The following is a 17,001-nucleotide window of genomic DNA, read 5'->3' as shown; positions in this document are numbered from 1 at the left end:
GCCGGGCTCCTTACAGGTCGGGGAAGGAAGGGTCGGGGATCTCGCGGCGCAGCACCGGGGCGATCTGCGACTGGAAGAGTTCGAGGGAGGCCCGGTGCTGCGCGGGGGTGAGCCCGCCCGGCTCCGCCTGGAGGTGCAGGACCGTGTGGCCGAAGGCCTCGTGGTAGCGGTGGACCTTCTCGATCACCTGCTGGGGGCTGCCGATCAGCGCCGAGCTCCGCTCGACGAAGTCCTCCAGCGTCGGGAAGACGGGATCCAGACCCTGCCGGGCGTGGAAGGCGAGGTACCGGGCGAACGCCGGCCGGTACGCCGCCACCGCCTGCTGCGAGGTGGGGGCCGCGTGGTAGCCGGCCGAACCCGCACCGACGACGGCGTGCGCGGGATCGTGCCCGTAGTGCTCCCAGCGCTCCCGGTAGTGGCGGATCAGCTCGGCGTACGGACCGATCGGGTGGGTGACGTTCGCGGAGAAGAGCGGGTCTCCGTAGCGCGCCGCGAGGTCTACGGACTCCCGGCTGGTCGCACTGCCGTGCCAGACGCGCAGGGCCGGCTGGTAGGGCCGCGGCAGTACCTCGGCGCCGGCCAGCGCGGGGCGGAAGCGCGGCTCGGCGCTCACCTTGTCCTCGCGCCAGATCCGCCGGAACAGCTCGTAGCCCTCGGCGTTGCGCTCCCACTGGTCTTCCGGGGTGACGTGGAACAGCTCGCGCTGAGCGGTGCCGTTGCCCTTGCCGATCATCAGTTCCAGGCGGCCGTCGGACAGGTGGTCGAGCGTCGCGTAGTCCTCGTAGGCACGCACCGGGTCCAGCAGGCTCAGCGTGGTCACGGCGGTGAACAGCCGGATCCGGCGGGTCAGTGCGGCGATGTGGCTGAGGACCACGGGCGGCGAGGACGACAGGAAGGGCCGCTCGTGGCGCTCGCCGACCCCGAAGCCGTCGAAGCCGAGCTCCTCGGCGAGCAGCGCGGCGTCGACCACCTCCCGGAACCGCTCACGGGTGGAGGTGGGAGCGCCCGTGACCGGATCCGCGGAGTCCGTGATCAGGGTGATGGCCAGGAACTTCATGAGCGTGCTGCCCGCCGGTCGGAGACGGCCTCCGGCACCGTGAGCCCGAGGTGGTCGCGCAGGGTGGTGCCCGCGTATTCGGTGCGGAAGACCCCCCGCTCTTGGAGCAGCGGGACGACGGTGTCGGCGAAGACGTCCAGGCCGCCGGGGGTGATGTGGGGAACCAGGATGAAGCCGTCGGCCGCGTCCGCCTGCACCAGCGTGTCGATCTGCTGGGCGACGGTGGCGGCGGAGCCGACGAAGGTCTGGTCGGCGGTGGTGGAGATGACGAGCTCGCGGATCGACAGGTTCTTGGCCTCGGCGAGCGCGCGCCACTGCCGGGCGGTGGCGAGCGGGTCACGGAACTCGCGGACGCTCGCGCGCCCGAGGGCGATGGTGTTCTCCCCCACCTCCGGGTCGACCTCGGGCAGCGGGCCGTCCGGGTCGTAGCCCGACAGGTCCCGGTTCCAGACGTGCTCCAGGAACTTGATCGCGGTCTGACCGCTGACCTGGAGGCGGCGCACCTCGTGGGCGGCCTCGCGGGCCTCGGCGTCGGTGTCGCCGAGGACGAACGTGGCCGCGGGCAGGATCTTCAACTGGTCCGGTGTGCGCCCGTACTTGGGCAGCCGGCCCTTGACGTCGGCGTAGAACTCCCGGCCCGCGTCGAGGGTCCCGTACCGGCCGAAGATCGCATCGGCACTGGAGGCGGCGAACTCGCGGCCCTCGTCGGAGTCACCCGCCTGGAAGATCACCGGCCGGCCCTGCGGGCTGCGCGGCACGTTGAAGTGGCCCTCGATGTCGAAATGCGGGCCCCGGTGGGCGAAGGTCCCGGCCCGCGCGTCCCGCAGGAAGGCGCCCGAGCCGGCGTCGGCGAGGATCTCGGATCCGTCCCAGGAGTCGAACAGCTCGGTCGCGGTGACCAGGAACTCCTTGGCCCGGCTGTAGCGCTCCTCGCGCGGCAGGAACCCGCCGCGCCGGAAGTTCTCGCCGGTGAAGGCGTCCCAGGAGGTGACCACGTTCCAGGCGGCCCGCCCCTCGGACAGGTGGTCGAGCGAGGCGAACTGGCGGGCCACTTCGTAGGGTTCGTTGAAGGTGGAGTTGATGGTGCCGGTCAGGCCCAGGCGCTCGGTGACCGCCGCCAGGGCGGCGAGCACCGTGAAGGTGTCGGGACGGCCGACCACGTCCAAGTCGTATATTTTTCCGCCCTGTTCGCGCAGCCTCAGCCCCTCGGCGAGGAAGAGGAAGTCGAACTTGGCGCGTTCGGCGGTCCGCGCGAAGTGGACGAAGGAGCCGAAGTCGATGTGGCTTCCGGCCGCCGGGTCGCTCCACACGGTGGTGTTGTTGACGCCGGGGAAGTGGGCTGCGAGATGGATCTGCTTGAGCGGCTTGCTGCTCATGACGAAACCTTCCGGGTCCGGGATCAGGCGGCGGGGTGGGCGGCGTAGCGGCCGGCCGGGCGCTCCAGGCCCAGCAGTCCGCGCAGGGTGTCCGCCTCGTACGCGCGGCGGAAGACCCCGCGCCGCTGGAGCTCCGGCACCAGCCCCCGGGTGATCGCGGGCAGGTCGCGGGCGATCACACCGGGCCGCAGCAGGAAGCCCGACAGACCGGTCTCCCGGCGCTCCAGGAGCAGGTCGGCCAGCTGCCCGGGGCTTCCGCCGAAGACCGCGCCCCCGCCGCCGTACGAGGCACCCGCGAGGAGGTCCAAGCGCTCCAGACGGGCGGCGGCCGCCGGGGCGTCCTCGTCCAGGAACACCGTGAGGTCCCCGAACAGGTGCAGCGGCTGCGCCGCGAGCCCGGTCGCCTCCCGGGCCCGCCGGATCGCCGCGACGGCGGCCCTCGCACCGTCCCCGTCGTGCGCGGCCACGTACCCGACGTCCGTGGACCGGGCGACGAGCGCGTACGAGGCTTCGCCGGCGCCGGACGCGCCGACCACGGGCTGCCCCTGCGGCGGGCGCGGGGTGATCGACGGCCCTCTCACGCTGAAGTGACGGCCCTCGAAGTCGATGTGGTGCAGTTTGTCGCGGTCGACGAACCGGCCTGTGGCCACGTCCCGGATCTCGGCGTCGTCGTCCCAGCTGTCCCACAGCCGCCGGATCACTTCGATGTGGTCGGCTGCCTCCTCATAGGAGTCCGCTTCGGGCAGCGGGACCGCCCGGCGTCCGAAGTGCCGTGCCTCGTAGGCCAGTTGCGACACCTGGATCTGCAGGCCCGCCCGCCCGCGGCTGACGTGGTCCAGGGTGGCGATCGCCTTGGAGATGTGGAAGGGCTCGGTGTGGGTGGCCGTCACGGCCGGGACCAGTCCGATGTGCCGGGTCAGCGGGGCGACGCGGGCGGCGGTGAGCACGGCGTCCAGCCGCCCCCGGACCTGGTCCGTGCGTCCGTCGGGCCCGTCCGCCGAGGACGACTGGAGGGCGAGGGAGTCCTCGAAGGAGACGAAGTCGAGCAGTCCGGCTTCGGCCTCGGCCACGGCATCGGCCCAGTAGCGGGCCGTGAAGATTTCACCGGGCCGGGCCCCCGGCTCGCGCCAGGCGGCGGGGTGGCGACCCGCGCCGTCGAGCGCGACGGCCAGGTGTAGCGATTCGGAAGATGCGTATGCGGATGCGGGCGGGGAGGAGGACACGTCGAATTACGCCTTCCTGATCGGCCGGGCGAGGAAAAGGCCGATGCGCGTCGCGAATATGAGGGCGTACGAGAGGGCGGGGAAGAGGCCCGTCATCACCAACTCTTCAAAACGCTATGCCTTATAGCGGTGCCATACAATGACCTGAATATTAAGAGAAGTTGGCAGCGGTGTTGCCGGGCGCGCGGACCGCCGTGAAGGACGGGCGGCGGCGCAGGGTGAAGCCGATCGACTCGTACAGCCGGATCGCCGTCGTGTTGCCCGCGGCGGTGTGGAGGAACGGGACGTCACCGCGCTCCCGGATGCCCGCGGCGACGGCGCGGACCAGCCGCGTCGCCAGCCCCCGGCCCTGGTGGTCGGGGTGCGTGCACACCGCGCTGATCTCGGTCCAGCCGGGTGGCCGCAGCCGCTCTCCGGCCATCGCGATCAGCCGGCCCCGGTGCCGGATGCCGAGGTACGTGCCCAGCTCGACGGTGCGGGGCAGGAACGGACCGGGCTTGGTGAGCTCGATCAGGCCGAGGATCTCGGGTACGTCGCGGGGGCCGAGCCGGACCGCCTCGGGGGCGGGTTCGGCCCGCAGCGAGGTGTCGACCAGCTGGACGCCGGGGACCGAGCCGAGGGTCTCCCAGCCGTCGGGCGGGGTCAGTACGCCGGCGAGCGCGGCGGTTCCGCCGTCGCCGACCAGCCTGCGCAGGTCGGCCCAGGAGTCCGGGTCGGCCGGGTCCGCGAGGGCGGCGAACGGCGAGACGTCCGAGGGGTAGCGGGCGGCGCGGGAGGAGGAGGGGCCCGCCTCGTGAGGTGCCGCCCGCTCGGCGAAGGCGGCGTGCGCGCCGGACAACGAGGCCCAGGCGGGGTTGTCGAGGACGTGCGTGGTGGGACCTGCGTTCGTGGTCACGGGGTGGGCTCTCCGTCCGTGGCGCGGCCCGGGGGCCGGGGATTCAGGAGTTGGTCACCGGCAGGCCCGGCGGGTCGACCTCCGAGGCGGTGACGGCCTCGCTGGACAGGTTCCAGGCGGCGAGGAGCTGCGCGTACTGGCCCTTCTCGATCAGGTGGTTGATCGCCCCCGCGACCGGCTTGGCGAGCCCGCTGTCCTTCTTCGCGGTCGCGGCGATGAGGCCCTGGAGCGACTCTCCGGCGCCGGAGAAGGAGCCCGCGTTGCGGGTCGGGGCGCTGCCGCTCGCCGTCTGCGTGATGTGGTAGGCGATGGACGGGTTCGGGCCGAAGCTGAGGTCGATCTTCTTGCCGCTGAGGGCCAGGTAGGTGCTGTTGGTGTCGGGGAAGTACTTGACGGTGATGTCCTTGCCCTCGGCCCGGAGCTTCTTCTGCCACTCCAGCAGGATCTTCTCCTGGTTGGTGCCCGAGCTGACCGCGACCGTCTTCCCCGCGAGATTGCGGTAGTCGCCGCCGTAGTTCCAGGGGTTGTCCTTCAGCGTCTCGAAGGCCAGGTTGTCCTGCCGGTAGGAGGCGAACTCGTACTTCTTCTTGCGCTCCTCCGTGACCGTGACGTTCGTGAAGCCCACGTCCACCTTGCCGCTGTCGATGCCGACGAAGAGGTTCTCCCAGGTGGAGTTCTTCACCACCGGCTTGAGGCCGAGCGTCGCGGCCACCAGGCGGCCGAGGTCCGGTTCCGCGCCGGTCAGGGTCTTCTGGTCGGTGCCGACGTACGCCAGGGGCGGGTAGCCGGCGGGCAGTGCGCCGACCCCGATGACGAGTTCGCCGCGCTCGCGGACTTCGGCGGGCAGCTGGGCGCGCAGGGACTCGACCACCGGGACGGACAGCTCGGCCTGCTGGGCGGCTCCGTTGGACACGCCGCCGACGGTGACCTTGCCGGAGCCCGATCCGGTGGCCTCGGCGTCGCCGCCGCACGCGGTGAGTCCGGAGGCGAGGGCGACGGTCGCGGTGGCGGCGCCGAGGCCGCGGACGAGTCTGGTGCGCAGGGAGCGTCGGCGTTGCATGGTGTTCCTTTTCGGGTCGGGAAGGGCGGGGGTGGAGGGAGTGGGGCGCGGCGGGAGTGGGAAGCGGCGGAGTCAGAGCACCTTGCTCAGGAACTCCCGCGTGCGGGTGTGGGCGGGCCGGTCCAGCACCTGCCCGGGCGGGCCCTGTTCGACGATGCGGCCGCCGTCGAGGAAGACGACCTCGTCGGCGACCTCGCGGGCGAAGCCGATCTCGTGCGTGACGATGACCAGCGTCGTGCCGCCGGTGGCCAGGTCCTTGATCACGGAGAGCACCTCGCCGACGAGTTCGGGGTCGAGCGCGGAGGTGGGTTCGTCGAAGAGGATGACTCCGGGCCGCAGCGCGAGGGCGCGGGCGATGGCCACGCGCTGCTGCTGGCCGCCGGACAGCTGCCGCGGATAGGCGCCGGTCCGGTCGCCGAGTCCGACGCGCTCCAGGAGTTCACGGGCCAGGGCCCGCGCCCGCGGCCGCGGCATCCTGCCGGTGGCCACCGGGGCCGCCGCGACGTTGTCCAGCACGGTCAGGTGCGGGAAGAGGTTGAAGTTCTGGAAGACGAAGCCGATCCGTCCGCGCTGGGCGAGGATCGCCCGCTCGCTCAGCTCCTTCAGCCGCCCGCCCTGCCGCTGTACGCCGATCAGCTCGCCGCCCACGCTGACGTATCCGGCCTCGGGTTTCTCCAGGTGGTTGATGACGCGCAGCAGGGTGGACTTGCCGGAGCCGGAGGGGCCCAGGATCGCGGTGACCGTGCCCGGCCGCAGCGTCAGGCTGACCCCGTCCAGAACCTGCTGCCGGCCGTACCACTTGTGCACGTCGTGGACCTCGATCGCGGCGGCCCGCGTGAGGGCGGTCATCGCGCCGTCTCCTTCCGGAAGCGGTCCCGCAGTTCGCGCAGGCCCGTCCGGGCCCGCTGCAGGGGGGTGGGCGGTACGGTGCGCAGCGCGCCGCGCGCGTAGTACCGCTCGACGTAGAACTGGACGACCGAGAGGACGCTGGTGAGGACCACGTACCAGAAGGTGGCCACCAGCAGCAGCGGCACGACGTCGCCGGAGTAGGTGCTGCCGAGGCTCTGCACCGTGCCGAACAGGTCGAGCAGCGATACGTAGAAGACCAGCGAGGTGGCCTTGACCAGCCCGATCAGCTGGTTGACGTAGGCGGGGACGATGGAGCGCAGCGCCTGGGGGAAGACGATCCGGGCGAACTGGTACCGCTTGGGAAGTCCCAGCGCGGCCGCCGCCTCGTGCTGGCCCTGGTCGACGGAGAGCACGCCGGCCCGTACCACCTCGGCCGCGTACGCCGCTTCGCTCAGGCTCAGTCCCACGACCGCCACGACGATGTCGGTGGCCAGCCGCGACTCGTCGAAGGTGAAGAAGGCGGGGCCGAAGGGCACCCCGATGCTCAGGGTGGGGTAGAGGGCGCTGAGGTTGTAGAGGAAGAGCAGGACCACGATCAGCGGCACCGAGCGCAGCAGCCAGATGTAGGTCCAGCTCACCGACCGGAGTACGGGGTTCGCGGACAGTCTGCCGAGGGCGAGCAGGATGCCGCCCGCGAGGCCCAGGACCGCGCTGTACGCGGCCACTTGGAGGGTGATGAGCAGGCCCTCCAGGATGGCCGGACGGACGAACCAGTACGCGAACCGGTCCCACTGGTAGAAGGGATTGGTCAGCAGCCCGTGAGCTGCCTGGGAGGCCAGCACCAGCACGACGGCGGTGGCGATCCACCGCCCGGGCCGGCGGAGCGGGAGGACCCGCTCGGCCGGCGCCGGCGGTCCCGGGGGCGCGGTGAGGACAAGGGATTCGGTCAACGACACTCCAGCCGCATTCGACAAGTCGAAGAATCGAAAAGCAGCCGTCATGCCGGACGGAAGAGGCCGCTATTGCGTGATCTGCGGCGTAAGCTAGGCAGCCCGGATAACGGCTGTCAACGGTCCTGATATCGGTATCCGGGGAAGCGTGCGGCAATTTCATCCGCCGTACACACAACGCCTTTGAATGAAATGATCCGGCTACTGCTGATCGGGAACGTACTTGTAGCCCACGCGGCGCACGGTGGAGATGCGGCCCCGGTGGGCGGGCCCGAGCTTGCGGCGCAGCCGGGCCACGTGGACATCGACGGTGCGACCGTCGCCGAAGTGCCCGTAGCCCCAGATGCCCGAGATGAGGGCGTCACGCGTGTGCACCGTGTACGGATGGCTCACGAGGTGGTCCAGGAGGTCGAACTCCAGGTAGGTGAGGTCCAGTTCGCGCCCGTCGACCTCGGCCAGCCGGCGCGCGCGGTCGACGTGGATGGCATCGCGGTGCCGGCCGGGACCGGGATGCGAGGCCGGGTCCGGCTCGGGGGCCGGAGTCGTTCCGGGATCGAGGGGACGGACCTCGGGCCGTATGCCGTGCGCGGTCATCACCGCCACCGGGTCGACGTTCGCCGGCAGGAACACGAGGTAGGCGACGCGGCCGCCGTCGGTGCCCTCGGCGGAGACGAGGGGCGGACGGTCACCGACCAGCTGGAGGTGCGGGGCCGGGGAACGGCGGACGGCGGGTGCGGGAACTGCGGTGGTCATGAAGATCCCCTTCGGCTGCTCGGAGTCGGGTACGGATGCCGGGTGTTCGGCCACGACGGGGCACGGGGCTCCGCGACGGTTCCCGCGACGGTTTCCGGATGCGACCGGGAGGGCCGGCGCGTCGCACGCAGGACGGACCCGTACGGCTCAAGGGACCGGGGTCACGAGGGAAGCGCAGCGCACAGCGGGGAGCGACAGCCGGAACACCGGCGCGCGTCGGGGGAATGCCCTGGCGGAAAGGCCCTGACGGAAGGCCCTAGACGGGTCGGCAGACCGCGCTGGCGACGCGACGGAAGTCAACGTGCCTGCGGCGTACGAGCAACGGCTGCGACGGGGACATGGTCACATCGTGAGGTGCGCGGCGGGCGCGCGTCAATAGTTCCCTATCGATTGACTAGGAAATGCCGCTGACCTGCACGGTCTCTCATGTCGAGATCGCATCGTCCGCCATTCGGTCACGCTCTTGCCGGGCGGGCGGCTTCGGGCGAGTATCCCTATCAATCCGATGGGAAAGGTGGGGATTCGGTGAAGCGGCCGGCCGGCGCCACCCAACAACGTTCCGGAGTAGCCGACATGACCACCGCCATCCCCCATGGCACCACCGGCCGCCGGCCCGTCGAGGAGGAGCGCCGCGCGCTCCTGCGGACCGCCCGCGATGTGGCGGACGACCTCGCCGCGGACGCCATCGTCCGCGATCAGGCGGGCAAGCCGCCGACCGACGAGACGGCCCGGCTGCGCGAGGCCGGCCTGCCGGCGTCCCTCACTCCGCCCGGGCCGGGCCGCGGGGCGGACTGGCGTACCGGATGCGCCGTCATACGGGAGATCGCCGCGGCGGACAGCTCCGTCGGCGACGTACTCGCCCGGCACTTCGTCCACGCGTGGAGCGGACGCTTCTACGGGAGTCACGAGCACGCGACCGCCCTCGAAGAGGAGTCGGTGCGCGAGCGGTGGCTGTGGACCGGCGCGGTCCGCACGCCGTGGCCCGACGACGACACCGATGGCCCGGACCTCACGCTGCGGCGGCACACCACCGGCTACGTGCTGAGCGGGCGCCGCGCCGTGGACACCGCGGTGGCCACGGCCGACCAGATCGTGCTCGACGCCGTCTGCGCCGCGAACGGTGAGGTCCTGGTCGTACGGATCCCATCCGGCGCCCGGGGCGTGACCGTCGAACCCGCCCACGATCGCCTCGGGCAGCGCGTCGCCGGCGCGGGCGAGGTCGTCCTCGACCGGGTCACCGTCACCCCCGAGCAGGTGCTGGGCCGCCGGCCGCACGACGAGGAGTCGACCGCGCCCTTCACCGCGCTCGCGGAGCCGGCCCTCCGGCTCGCCCTGTGCCACGTCGGCCTCGGCATCGCCGAGGGCGCCCTCACCGAGGCCCGCGACCTCAGCAGGGGCGGGCGCGCGCACCGGCTGCCCGGCCAGGACCCGGACCTCTTCCTGACGTACGGGGAACTGGCCTCCGCCGCCCAGACGGCCACCGCCGTGGTCGACCGGGCGACGGACATGATGGCGCAGGCCCTGGACACGGGTCCGCACCTGGATGCGGAGGGAGCCGCGGGCGTCGCCGCACTGGTCGCCACGGCCGAGACCGTGACGTCGAAGGCAGCCCTGCGCATCACCGCGCGGGTGCTGGAACTCGCCGACGCGCCCGGCCTGGACCGGTTCTGGCGCAACGCCCGGGTCCTGACGGCCCACCGGCCGGTCGCGCACCGCCTGCGCTCCATCGGGGAGCACTACCTCAACGGCTCCCACCGCGCGGTGGCGGCCTTCCGCTGACGCGGGGCACGGCTCAGGTCGGGGGTCCGCGGCTTGAGCCCCCGGCTGCCGGGCGGGTACGCGTACCCGTTCGGCAGCCGGCCGCCACCCGTGGCGGACACCGGCCGCCGCCATGCCAGATAATGGCCGTATGCGGATCTCAGCCAGGGCGGACTATGCGGTACGTGCCGCGCTGCAGCTTGCCGCGTCGCAGGACGACGGGCCGGTGAAGGCGGAGGCCATCGCCGACGCCCAGGACATCCCGCACAAGTTCCTCGAAGGCATCCTGAACGACATGCGCCGGGGCGGGCTCGTGCTCAGCCAGCGGGGCGGCAACGGCGGCTACCGGCTGGCCAAGCCCGCCGGGTCCATCAGCATCGCGGACGTGATCCGCGTCGTGGACGGGCCGCTCGTCTCGGTGCGCGGGGTCCGCCCACCGGACCTGTCCTACACCGGACCCGCCCAGGCGCTGCTCCCCCTGTGGATCGCGCTGCGGGCCAATGTGCGCGAGATCCTCGACGGTGTGACGCTCGCCGACGTCGCTTCGTCCGAACTGCCCACCGAGGTATCGGCACTGGCCGACACCCCCGGCGCCTGGACCAATCCCTAACTCCGCACCCCCGCCCCACCTGCGCGTTCTCGGATATCGAGATTTCTGCGTCCAGCATGCGGTCAGCCTCTTGGGGCGGGTCTCCGCCTCTGCCAATATGCCTACCAACCAGGTGGGAAAACTAGGAATCCAGGGAGGTGGCCGTGCGCACGCTGCACCACGCAGGCCGGATGCTGCCCTTGACCTCCCGCCGGCACATCGACCTGGTCCGTACGTCCAGCGCCATCTGTCTGCCCGGCTGACACCATGCGCCGGGCCTGGCTCCCCACGCAGGTCACCACCGGGCGCTGCCCCGCTCCGCTCTCCGTCGGCCGGGCGGGCCCCTCGGCCGAACCCACCGACCGCGTGCCTTCGAGCGCGGGTGCCCGCTGTTCCTTCCCCGGTCTGCGACCGCGACACCGCGAGCGACGGCCGGGAGTGACTTCCGTGTGCGCCGATGGTCTCGCGTCGCCCCGTCTCCGTCCCCGTACCTCGCCGAACACCATCCCGTGAAAGGACACCTCCGTGTCTGCCGCAAGACCGCTCACCGCCCTGCGCGCCATCGCCGTCACCGCGACCCTTCCCCTCCTGCTCACCGCCTGCGGCTACGGTTCCGCGGCGAAGAAGGAGGACGACAAGGCCAACGTCGCGGCCACCGACGGCAAGAAGTTGTCGGCCTCCGAGGTGCGGATCGGCTACTTCCCGAACCTGACGCACGCGACCGCGCTGGTCGGCCTGCAGGAGGGCCTGATCGAGAAGGAACTGAACGGCACCAAGATCAAGCCGCAGTCCTTCAACGCCGGTCCGTCCGAGATCGAAGCCCTCAACGGCGGCTCTCTCGACATCGGCTTCATCGGCCCCTCCCCGTCGATCAACGGCTATGTGAAGTCCAAGGGTTCGAACCTGCGGATCATCTCCGGCTCCGCCTCGGGCGGCGTGAAGCTGGTCGTGAACCCGGACAAGATCAAGACCCTGGACGACCTCAAGGGCAAGAAGATCGCCACCCCGCAGAAGGGGAACACGCAGGACGTCGCGTTCCTCAACTGGATCTCCGAGAAGGGCTGGAAGGTCGACCCGGAGTCCGGCAAGGGTGACGTCTCCGTCGTCCGCACGGACAACAAGGTCACCCCCGATGCCTTCAAGCAGGGCTCCATCGACGGCGCCTGGGTGCCGGAGCCCACGGCCTCCAAGCTCGTCTCCGACGGCGGCTCCGTCCTCCTCGACGAGACCGCCCTGTGGCCCGACAAGAAGTTCGTGATCACGAACATCATCGTGTCGCAGAAGTTCCTCAAGGAGCACCCGGACGTGGTCGAAGCCGTCCTGCGCGGCACGGTGAAGACCAACGACTGGATCCACGCCAACCAGGACAAGGCGAAGGCCTCCGCCAACGCCAAGCTGGAGGCGGAGGGCGGCAAGCCCCTCGACGCGAAGGTCATCGACCCCGCGTGGCCGAGCTTCACGGTCACGGACGACCCGCTGGCCTCGACGCTGAAGACCCAGTCGGACTGGGCGGTCAAGGCCAAGCTCATCGAGCAGCCCGACCTGGCCGGCATCTACGACCTGACGCTCCTGAACAAGGTCCTCAAGGCCGCCGGCAAGCCCGAGGTCTCCGACGCCGGTCTCGGCGCCAAGTAGGCGCGCAGGCCTTCCGGTTCCCCGGAGGCCCAAGCTGATGGGCGGCGCCGGCGAACCGTCCGCGGGTCCATCGGGACCCGCGGCGGCCGTCCGGCGCCGATGCTCCGGGAGCACGCCCCCTTCCCGCGTCGGGGAACGCGCACGGTCAGAGGACCTTGGAGAGGAAGGCGCGGGTGCGGGCGTGCCGCGGGTCGTCCAGGACGGCCGCGGGCGGCCCCTGCTCGACGACGGCTCCGCCGTCCATGAACACGACGGTGTCGGCGACCTCGCGGGCGAAGCCGATCTCGTGCGTCACGACGATCATGGTGGTTCCGGCGCGGGCGAGGTCCTTGATGACGTCGAGGACCTCGCCGACCAGCTCCGGGTCGAGTGCCGAGGTCGGCTCGTCGAAGAGCAGCACCTTGGGTTCGAGGGCGAGCGCGCGGGCGATGGCCACGCGCTGCTGCTGCCCGCCGGACAACTGCAGCGGATAGGCGCCGGCCTTGTCGGAGAGGCCGACGCGCTCCAGCAGCCGGCGGGCCGTCCCCTCCGCCTCCTGCCGCGGGCGGCGCAGCACGGAGACCGGGGCCTCGACGAGATTGTCCAGCACGGTGAGGTGCGGGAAGAGGTTGAAGTTCTGGAAGACGAACCCGATACGGGTGCGCTGCCGCAGAACTTCCCGCTCCTTCAGCTCGTACAGTTTGCCGCGGGAGTTGCGGTAGCCGATGAGGTCGCCGTCGACGCTGATCCAGCCGCGGTTGACCTTCTCCAAGTGGTTGATGGTGCGCAGCAGCGTGGACTTTCCCGAGCCGGAGGGGCCGAGGATCACGGTGACTTCGCCGGCGTGGACCTTCAGGTCGACGCCGCGCAGCACTTCCAGCGGTCCGAAGCTCTTGTGGACGCCGCGCACGTCGACCATGACGTCGCTCACGGGCTCTCCTCTCACGTGTGCTCGGCCGGGTTGATCTGCGAGGTGTCGATCGCCGAGGCGGTGGTGCCCCACTTCGCCAGGATCCGCGCGTAAGTGCCGTTCCTGATCAGCTCGTTGACGGCGGCCTGGAGGGCGGGAGCGAGCGGGGAGCCCTTCTTGAAGGCGAAGCCGACGTCGAGGCGGTGGTACTCGCCGAGGAAGGCGGTCTGCGCGGCGGGCTGTGCGGCCTGGTGGCGCAGGCCGTTGATCGTCGACATGACGACGTCGATCCGGCCCTGCTGCAGGGCGGTGGTGACGGCCCCGGTCTCGGAGAAGACCTTGACCTCGTACGGCTTCTTTCCGGCTGCGGCGCAGACGCCGCGCTGGGCGGTGAGGGTCTTCTCGAACGTCGTACCCGCGCCGGTGCCGATGGTCAGTCCGCACAGCTGGGTGAGGTCGGAGACCTGCGTGGTCAGGGTGGTACTGCCCGTCTTGACGGCGAACCCCTGCCCGTCGTTGATGTAGGTGACGAAGTCGATGGTCTTCAGGCGTTCGGTGGTGACGCCGAAGTTGCCCGTGCCGAAGTCGTACTTGCCGCTGCCGAGAGCGGGCAGGATCGTCTCGAAGGAGGCGTCCTGGCGCTGCAGCTTCACGCCGAGGACCTTGGCCACCGCGTCGGCGATGTCGATGTCCTGGCCGGCGGGCGGCTTGTCCTGCCCGTTCGGGTAGTACGCCGCGGGAGGCGATCCGACGGAGCTGCCGACCCGCAGGGTGCCCGCCTTGCGGACGTCGGCGGGCAGCAGTGCGGCGATCGAGTCCACGGTCCGTACGGCGGCGACGGGGTCGCCGGCCTGCGGGGACACCTGGGCACCCGCCGCGGCCGGGGTTCCGGCGCCCGAGCCGCAGGCGGTCAGCGCCAGGAGGGGCAGGAGGGCGAGGGCGGCGGCTGTGCTCAGGCGGGTGCGGATCCCGTTCCCGGGGAGGTTCACAGCGGGAAGGCCTTTCCGTTGCGGGGCATGGCGCCGAGGTGGGGTGTGCGGGTCGATGAGGTCGGTCACCCGCGCGCCGCCGCGAGGGTCTGGTGGGGGTCGTGTGCCGTACGGGCGGCTTCGCGCTCCGCGTCGCGCTTCGCGACCTCCTCCCGGACGAGCGGGATCACGTGCCGGCCGAAGTCGACGGCGTCGCCCAGCAGGTCGTAGCCGCGGGCCGAAAGGACGTCGACGCCGAGGTCGTAGTAGTCCAGCAGTGCCTGGGCGACCGTCTCGGGGGTGCCGACCAGCGCGTTGGAGTTGCCGGCGCCGCCGGTGACGGCGGCCGTCGGGGTCCACAGCGCCCTGTCGTAGCGCTCCCCCGCCTCGGCTATGGCGATCAGCCGCTGTGATCCGGTGTTCTGGGGCGCCGCGGCCTCCGGCACGCCGTTGCGGTGATGGCGTACGAGGCCCGCCTGCCGCCGCTGCTTGATGGCGCCCACCGTGCGGTGGGCCTTCTCCCAGGCCAGTTCCTCGGTCGGGGCGATGATCGGGCGGAACGCGACCTGGATGCGGGGCACGTCGGTGCGGCCCGCTGCCTTCGCGGCCGCCTTGACGGCCTCGATCTGCTCGGCGGTCTTCGCGAGCGGTTCGCCCCACAGGCAGTAGATGTCGGCCTCCGCGCCGCCGGCGGCGTACGCGGCGGGTGAGGAACCGCCGAACGAGACGTCGGGGCGCGGCTGCTGGACGGGGAAGACATCGCTGACGAAGTCGTGGAAGCGGTAGTGCGCGCCCTCGTGGTCGAAGGACTCGCGGGTGGTCCAGATCTTCTTGACGATCCGGATGTACTCGCGGGTGCGGGCGTAGCGCTCGTCCTTGGTGAGGATGTCGCCCTCGCGGCCCTGTTCGTGGTCGTTGCCGCCGGTGATGAAGTGGACGGTCAGGCGGCCGCCGCTGATCTGGTCCAGGGTGGCGAAGGTCTTGGCGGCGTAGGTGGGGTACGAGACGTTGGGCCGGTGGGCGAGCAGGATCTGGAGGTGGTCCAGTCTGCTCGCGATGTACGCGGCCGCCGGCGCGGGGTCCGGGGATCCGGAGCCGTAGGCGAAGAGCACACGGTCCCAGCCGTGGTCCTCGTGCGCCCGGGCGAGCCGGAGCGTGTACTCCTTGTCGAAGGCTGCGCCGGATCGCGCGGTGGTTTCGGAGCCGTCGTTGGTCGCGGCGATGCCGAGGAATTCCACGGGCATGGGGTGGCCTTTCGGAACGGGCGGTGGATCGTGCACGCGGGCAGGGCGGAACAGCCCGTGCTGCAGCGAAGATTGATGGGACGTCAAATCCGCACGTGCGGGGCGGTGCTGGCGTGACGACGCGGGGCGTAGGGAGGATCGCAGCGGCGGCAGCGCGCGCCCGGGCTCGCAAGCAGCGCGCCCTGGTACGGGTGGCTGCCCGCGCCCGGTGGTGGCGCGAAGGAGGATCTCGGCCCGCGACGGGGTCACCGAGGGAGGGAAGGGCCGATCAGACAGCCCGCTGCCGCGTCAGGCGCAACACGCCGCGGACCACACCCGACCGAAGTCGATGTAGTCGCGCGAGACCAAGCGCTGATGGGCATTCATGCGACTACTTGAGCAGTACATGCTGCTCTTCGTCAAGCAACGGCCCGGATGGCGGACGGCCTCGGCCGGCCCGGCCTCGCGTGGTTGACACGGCCGGGCCATGGGCACATACGATCGAGGTCGGAGCGGCTCCGGCCCTACGGGAGCCCCTCCGCCCGCGTTGAGGGACGCGGCGAGCGTGACGACACGAGTACCCGTTTCCGGCGGCGCCGTATCCGTACGGAGCCCGCGCCGTGCTTCCGCGCGCCGTGCCGCCGGGTGGTCGTCCACGCCCGCGCCCCTCCCCTGGAGAGCCTCCCATGGCCACCCCGCCCGACATCTCCGATGCCTCCGACGTCGCCGTCTCCGCCGTCTCCGACCCCGTCGCCGCTCGCGCCGGGGCGGCCGACCCGCCGGCGAAACACGCGGGGGCGCACGGCACTTCCGGTGCCGGGCTGCCGCCGATCGTGCCGCGCCGGCGCATCGGCCTGCGGCTGTCCGCTGCCGCCGCACTGCTGGTCTTCGCGATGGTGCTCGCCTCGGTCGTCCGCAACGAGGCCTTCCAATGGGACGTGGTGGGGCGGTACTTCACCACGGCCGCCGTGCTCGACGGGCTCCTGCTGACGCTGTGGCTGACCGGTGCGGTGATGGTGCTCGGCTTCCTGTTCGGCACCGTGCTGGCGGTGATGCGGCTCTCCGCCAATCCGGTTCTCAGGACGCTGAGTTGGGGCTACGTGTGGATCTTCCGGTCCACACCGCTGCTGGTGCAGCTGCTTTTCTGGTTCAACATCGGCGCCCTGTACCCGACGCTGGGCCTTGGCATCCCGTACGGCCCCCAGCTCTTCACCGTCAAGACGGTGAACCTGCTCGGACCGACCCTCACCGCCGCCATCGGCCTGACCCTGCACGAGTCCGCGTACGCCGCCGAGGTGGTGCGCGGCGGCATCCTCTCCGTGGATCCCGGCCAGACCGAGGCCGCGCAGGCGCTGGGCCTGAGCAGGCGCCGCACCCTGCGCCGGATCGTCGTTCCCCAGGCGATGCGGTCGATCGTGCCGACCGCCGGGAACATGCTGATCGGCACGCTCAAGGGCACCAGCATCGTCAGCGTGCTGGCCGTACACGACCTGCTGTACTCGGTGCAGTTGGTCTACAACCAGAACTACCAGGTCATCCCGCTGCTGATGGTCGCCACCCTCTGGTACGTCGCCGTCACGACCGTGCTGAGCGGGGGCCAGTACTACGTCGAGCGGTACTACGCGCGCGGCACGTCCCGCGGCCTGCCGCCCACGCCTCCGCAGCGGCTGCGCGTCCGGCTCACCGCCCTGCGCGCCCGACTGCACACCCTGACCGCCCCCGGCGGGCGATAGCGCGACCGCTGCGGATCAGGGCGCCGGGTGGGGGCCGGTGACG

The 17,001-nt window shown here is 71.4% G+C and carries 17 protein-coding genes; 5 read left to right on the top strand and 12 right to left on the bottom strand.

Features of this window, described 5'->3' with window-relative positions; all coding sequences use genetic code 11:
• Positions 1–10 precede the first annotated feature (10 nt).
• The 9 genes from ACIPYQ_RS36145 to ACIPYQ_RS36105 form a co-directional block, all read right to left on the bottom strand.
• Positions 11–1,057 (bottom strand): LLM class flavin-dependent oxidoreductase, encoded by a 1,047-nt coding sequence (locus ACIPYQ_RS36145; RefSeq protein ID WP_401258433.1) that lies wholly within the window; start codon positions 1,055–1,057, stop codon positions 11–13.
• Complete coding sequence (locus ACIPYQ_RS36140) at positions 1,054–2,433, bottom strand: NtaA/DmoA family FMN-dependent monooxygenase (RefSeq protein ID WP_401258431.1); 1,380 nt, start codon at positions 2,431–2,433, stop codon at positions 1,054–1,056. Before ACIPYQ_RS36140 ends, ACIPYQ_RS36145 begins: the two co-directional genes overlap by 4 nt.
• Before the next feature lie 23 nt (positions 2,434–2,456).
• On the bottom strand, positions 2,457–3,656 hold the full coding sequence (locus ACIPYQ_RS36135) for an LLM class flavin-dependent oxidoreductase (protein ID WP_401258430.1): 1,200 nt from the start codon (positions 3,654–3,656) through the stop codon (positions 2,457–2,459).
• Positions 3,657–3,807: 151 nt separating this feature from the next.
• Positions 3,808–4,551, bottom strand: coding sequence for a GNAT family N-acetyltransferase (locus ACIPYQ_RS36130; RefSeq protein ID WP_401258429.1), 744 nt, complete (start codon positions 4,549–4,551; stop codon positions 3,808–3,810).
• A 43-nt stretch (positions 4,552–4,594) separates the two neighbouring features.
• Positions 4,595–5,611: an ABC transporter substrate-binding protein gene (locus tag ACIPYQ_RS36125; RefSeq protein WP_401258428.1), complete on the bottom strand. Its 1,017-nt coding sequence runs from the start codon at positions 5,609–5,611 to the stop codon at positions 4,595–4,597.
• Positions 5,612–5,683: 72 nt separating this feature from the next.
• Positions 5,684–6,460, bottom strand: coding sequence for an amino acid ABC transporter ATP-binding protein (locus ACIPYQ_RS36120; RefSeq protein WP_401258426.1), 777 nt, complete (start codon positions 6,458–6,460; stop codon positions 5,684–5,686).
• Positions 6,457–7,434 carry an amino acid ABC transporter permease gene (locus tag ACIPYQ_RS36115; protein ID WP_401258424.1) on the bottom strand — a complete coding sequence of 326 codons (978 nt, stop codon included), beginning with the start codon at positions 7,432–7,434 and terminating at the stop codon, positions 6,457–6,459. Before ACIPYQ_RS36115 ends, ACIPYQ_RS36120 begins: the two co-directional genes overlap by 4 nt.
• Before the next feature lie 177 nt (positions 7,435–7,611).
• A complete protein-coding gene (locus ACIPYQ_RS36110; protein ID WP_401258423.1) occupies positions 7,612–8,163 on the bottom strand; it encodes a winged helix-turn-helix domain-containing protein in 552 nt (183 codons plus the stop codon).
• 256 nt (positions 8,164–8,419) lie between these two features.
• Positions 8,420–8,503: a putative leader peptide gene (locus tag ACIPYQ_RS36105; RefSeq protein WP_351157052.1), complete on the bottom strand. Its 84-nt coding sequence runs from the start codon at positions 8,501–8,503 to the stop codon at positions 8,420–8,422.
• A 233-nt stretch (positions 8,504–8,736) separates the two neighbouring features.
• On the opposite strand from ACIPYQ_RS36105, the gene ACIPYQ_RS36100 reads away from it, so the two are divergent.
• The 4 genes from ACIPYQ_RS36100 (at position 8,737) to ACIPYQ_RS36085 (ending at position 12,145) form a co-directional block, all read left to right on the top strand.
• On the top strand, positions 8,737–9,942 hold the full coding sequence (locus tag ACIPYQ_RS36100) for an acyl-CoA dehydrogenase (RefSeq protein WP_401258421.1): 1,206 nt from the start codon (positions 8,737–8,739) through the stop codon (positions 9,940–9,942).
• A 130-nt stretch (positions 9,943–10,072) separates the two neighbouring features.
• Entirely contained in the window at positions 10,073–10,531 is a 459-nt protein-coding gene (locus tag ACIPYQ_RS36095; RefSeq protein WP_401258420.1) for an RrF2 family transcriptional regulator, read from the top strand.
• A gap of 143 nt (positions 10,532–10,674) precedes the next feature.
• Positions 10,675–10,773 (top strand): putative leader peptide, encoded by a 99-nt coding sequence (locus ACIPYQ_RS36090; protein ID WP_361755074.1) that lies wholly within the window; start codon positions 10,675–10,677, stop codon positions 10,771–10,773.
• 262 nt (positions 10,774–11,035) lie between these two features.
• Complete coding sequence (locus ACIPYQ_RS36085; RefSeq protein ID WP_401258418.1) at positions 11,036–12,145, top strand: ABC transporter substrate-binding protein; 1,110 nt, start codon at positions 11,036–11,038, stop codon at positions 12,143–12,145.
• A gap of 145 nt (positions 12,146–12,290) precedes the next feature.
• Here the strand turns inward: ACIPYQ_RS36085 and ACIPYQ_RS36080 are convergent, their stop codons facing one another.
• The 3 genes from ACIPYQ_RS36080 to ACIPYQ_RS36070 form a co-directional block, all read right to left on the bottom strand.
• The gene (locus ACIPYQ_RS36080; protein ID WP_401258492.1) at positions 12,291–13,043 is read right to left on the bottom strand and encodes an amino acid ABC transporter ATP-binding protein; all 753 of its coding nucleotides are present in this window, start codon (positions 13,041–13,043) and stop codon (positions 12,291–12,293) included.
• A gap of 23 nt (positions 13,044–13,066) precedes the next feature.
• The gene (locus ACIPYQ_RS36075) at positions 13,067–14,023 is read right to left on the bottom strand and encodes an ABC transporter substrate-binding protein (protein WP_401258417.1); all 957 of its coding nucleotides are present in this window, start codon (positions 14,021–14,023) and stop codon (positions 13,067–13,069) included.
• A 65-nt stretch (positions 14,024–14,088) separates the two neighbouring features.
• Positions 14,089–15,246, bottom strand: coding sequence for an LLM class flavin-dependent oxidoreductase (locus ACIPYQ_RS36070; RefSeq protein ID WP_401258416.1), 1,158 nt, complete (start codon positions 15,244–15,246; stop codon positions 14,089–14,091).
• Between the two features lie 665 nt (positions 15,247–15,911).
• Here ACIPYQ_RS36070 and ACIPYQ_RS36065 point away from each other — a divergent pair.
• Positions 15,912–16,958: an amino acid ABC transporter permease gene (locus ACIPYQ_RS36065; RefSeq protein WP_401258415.1), complete on the top strand. Its 1,047-nt coding sequence runs from the start codon at positions 15,912–15,914 to the stop codon at positions 16,956–16,958.
• Positions 16,959–17,001: the final 43 nt, after the last annotated feature.

The organism is Streptomyces sp. NPDC090045, from assembly GCF_044747975.1.
GTDB lineage: Bacteria > Actinomycetota > Actinomycetes > Streptomycetales > Streptomycetaceae > Streptomyces.
Note: the sequence above shows the minus strand (reverse complement) of the source record. Positions and strands in the feature narration are given on the sequence as shown.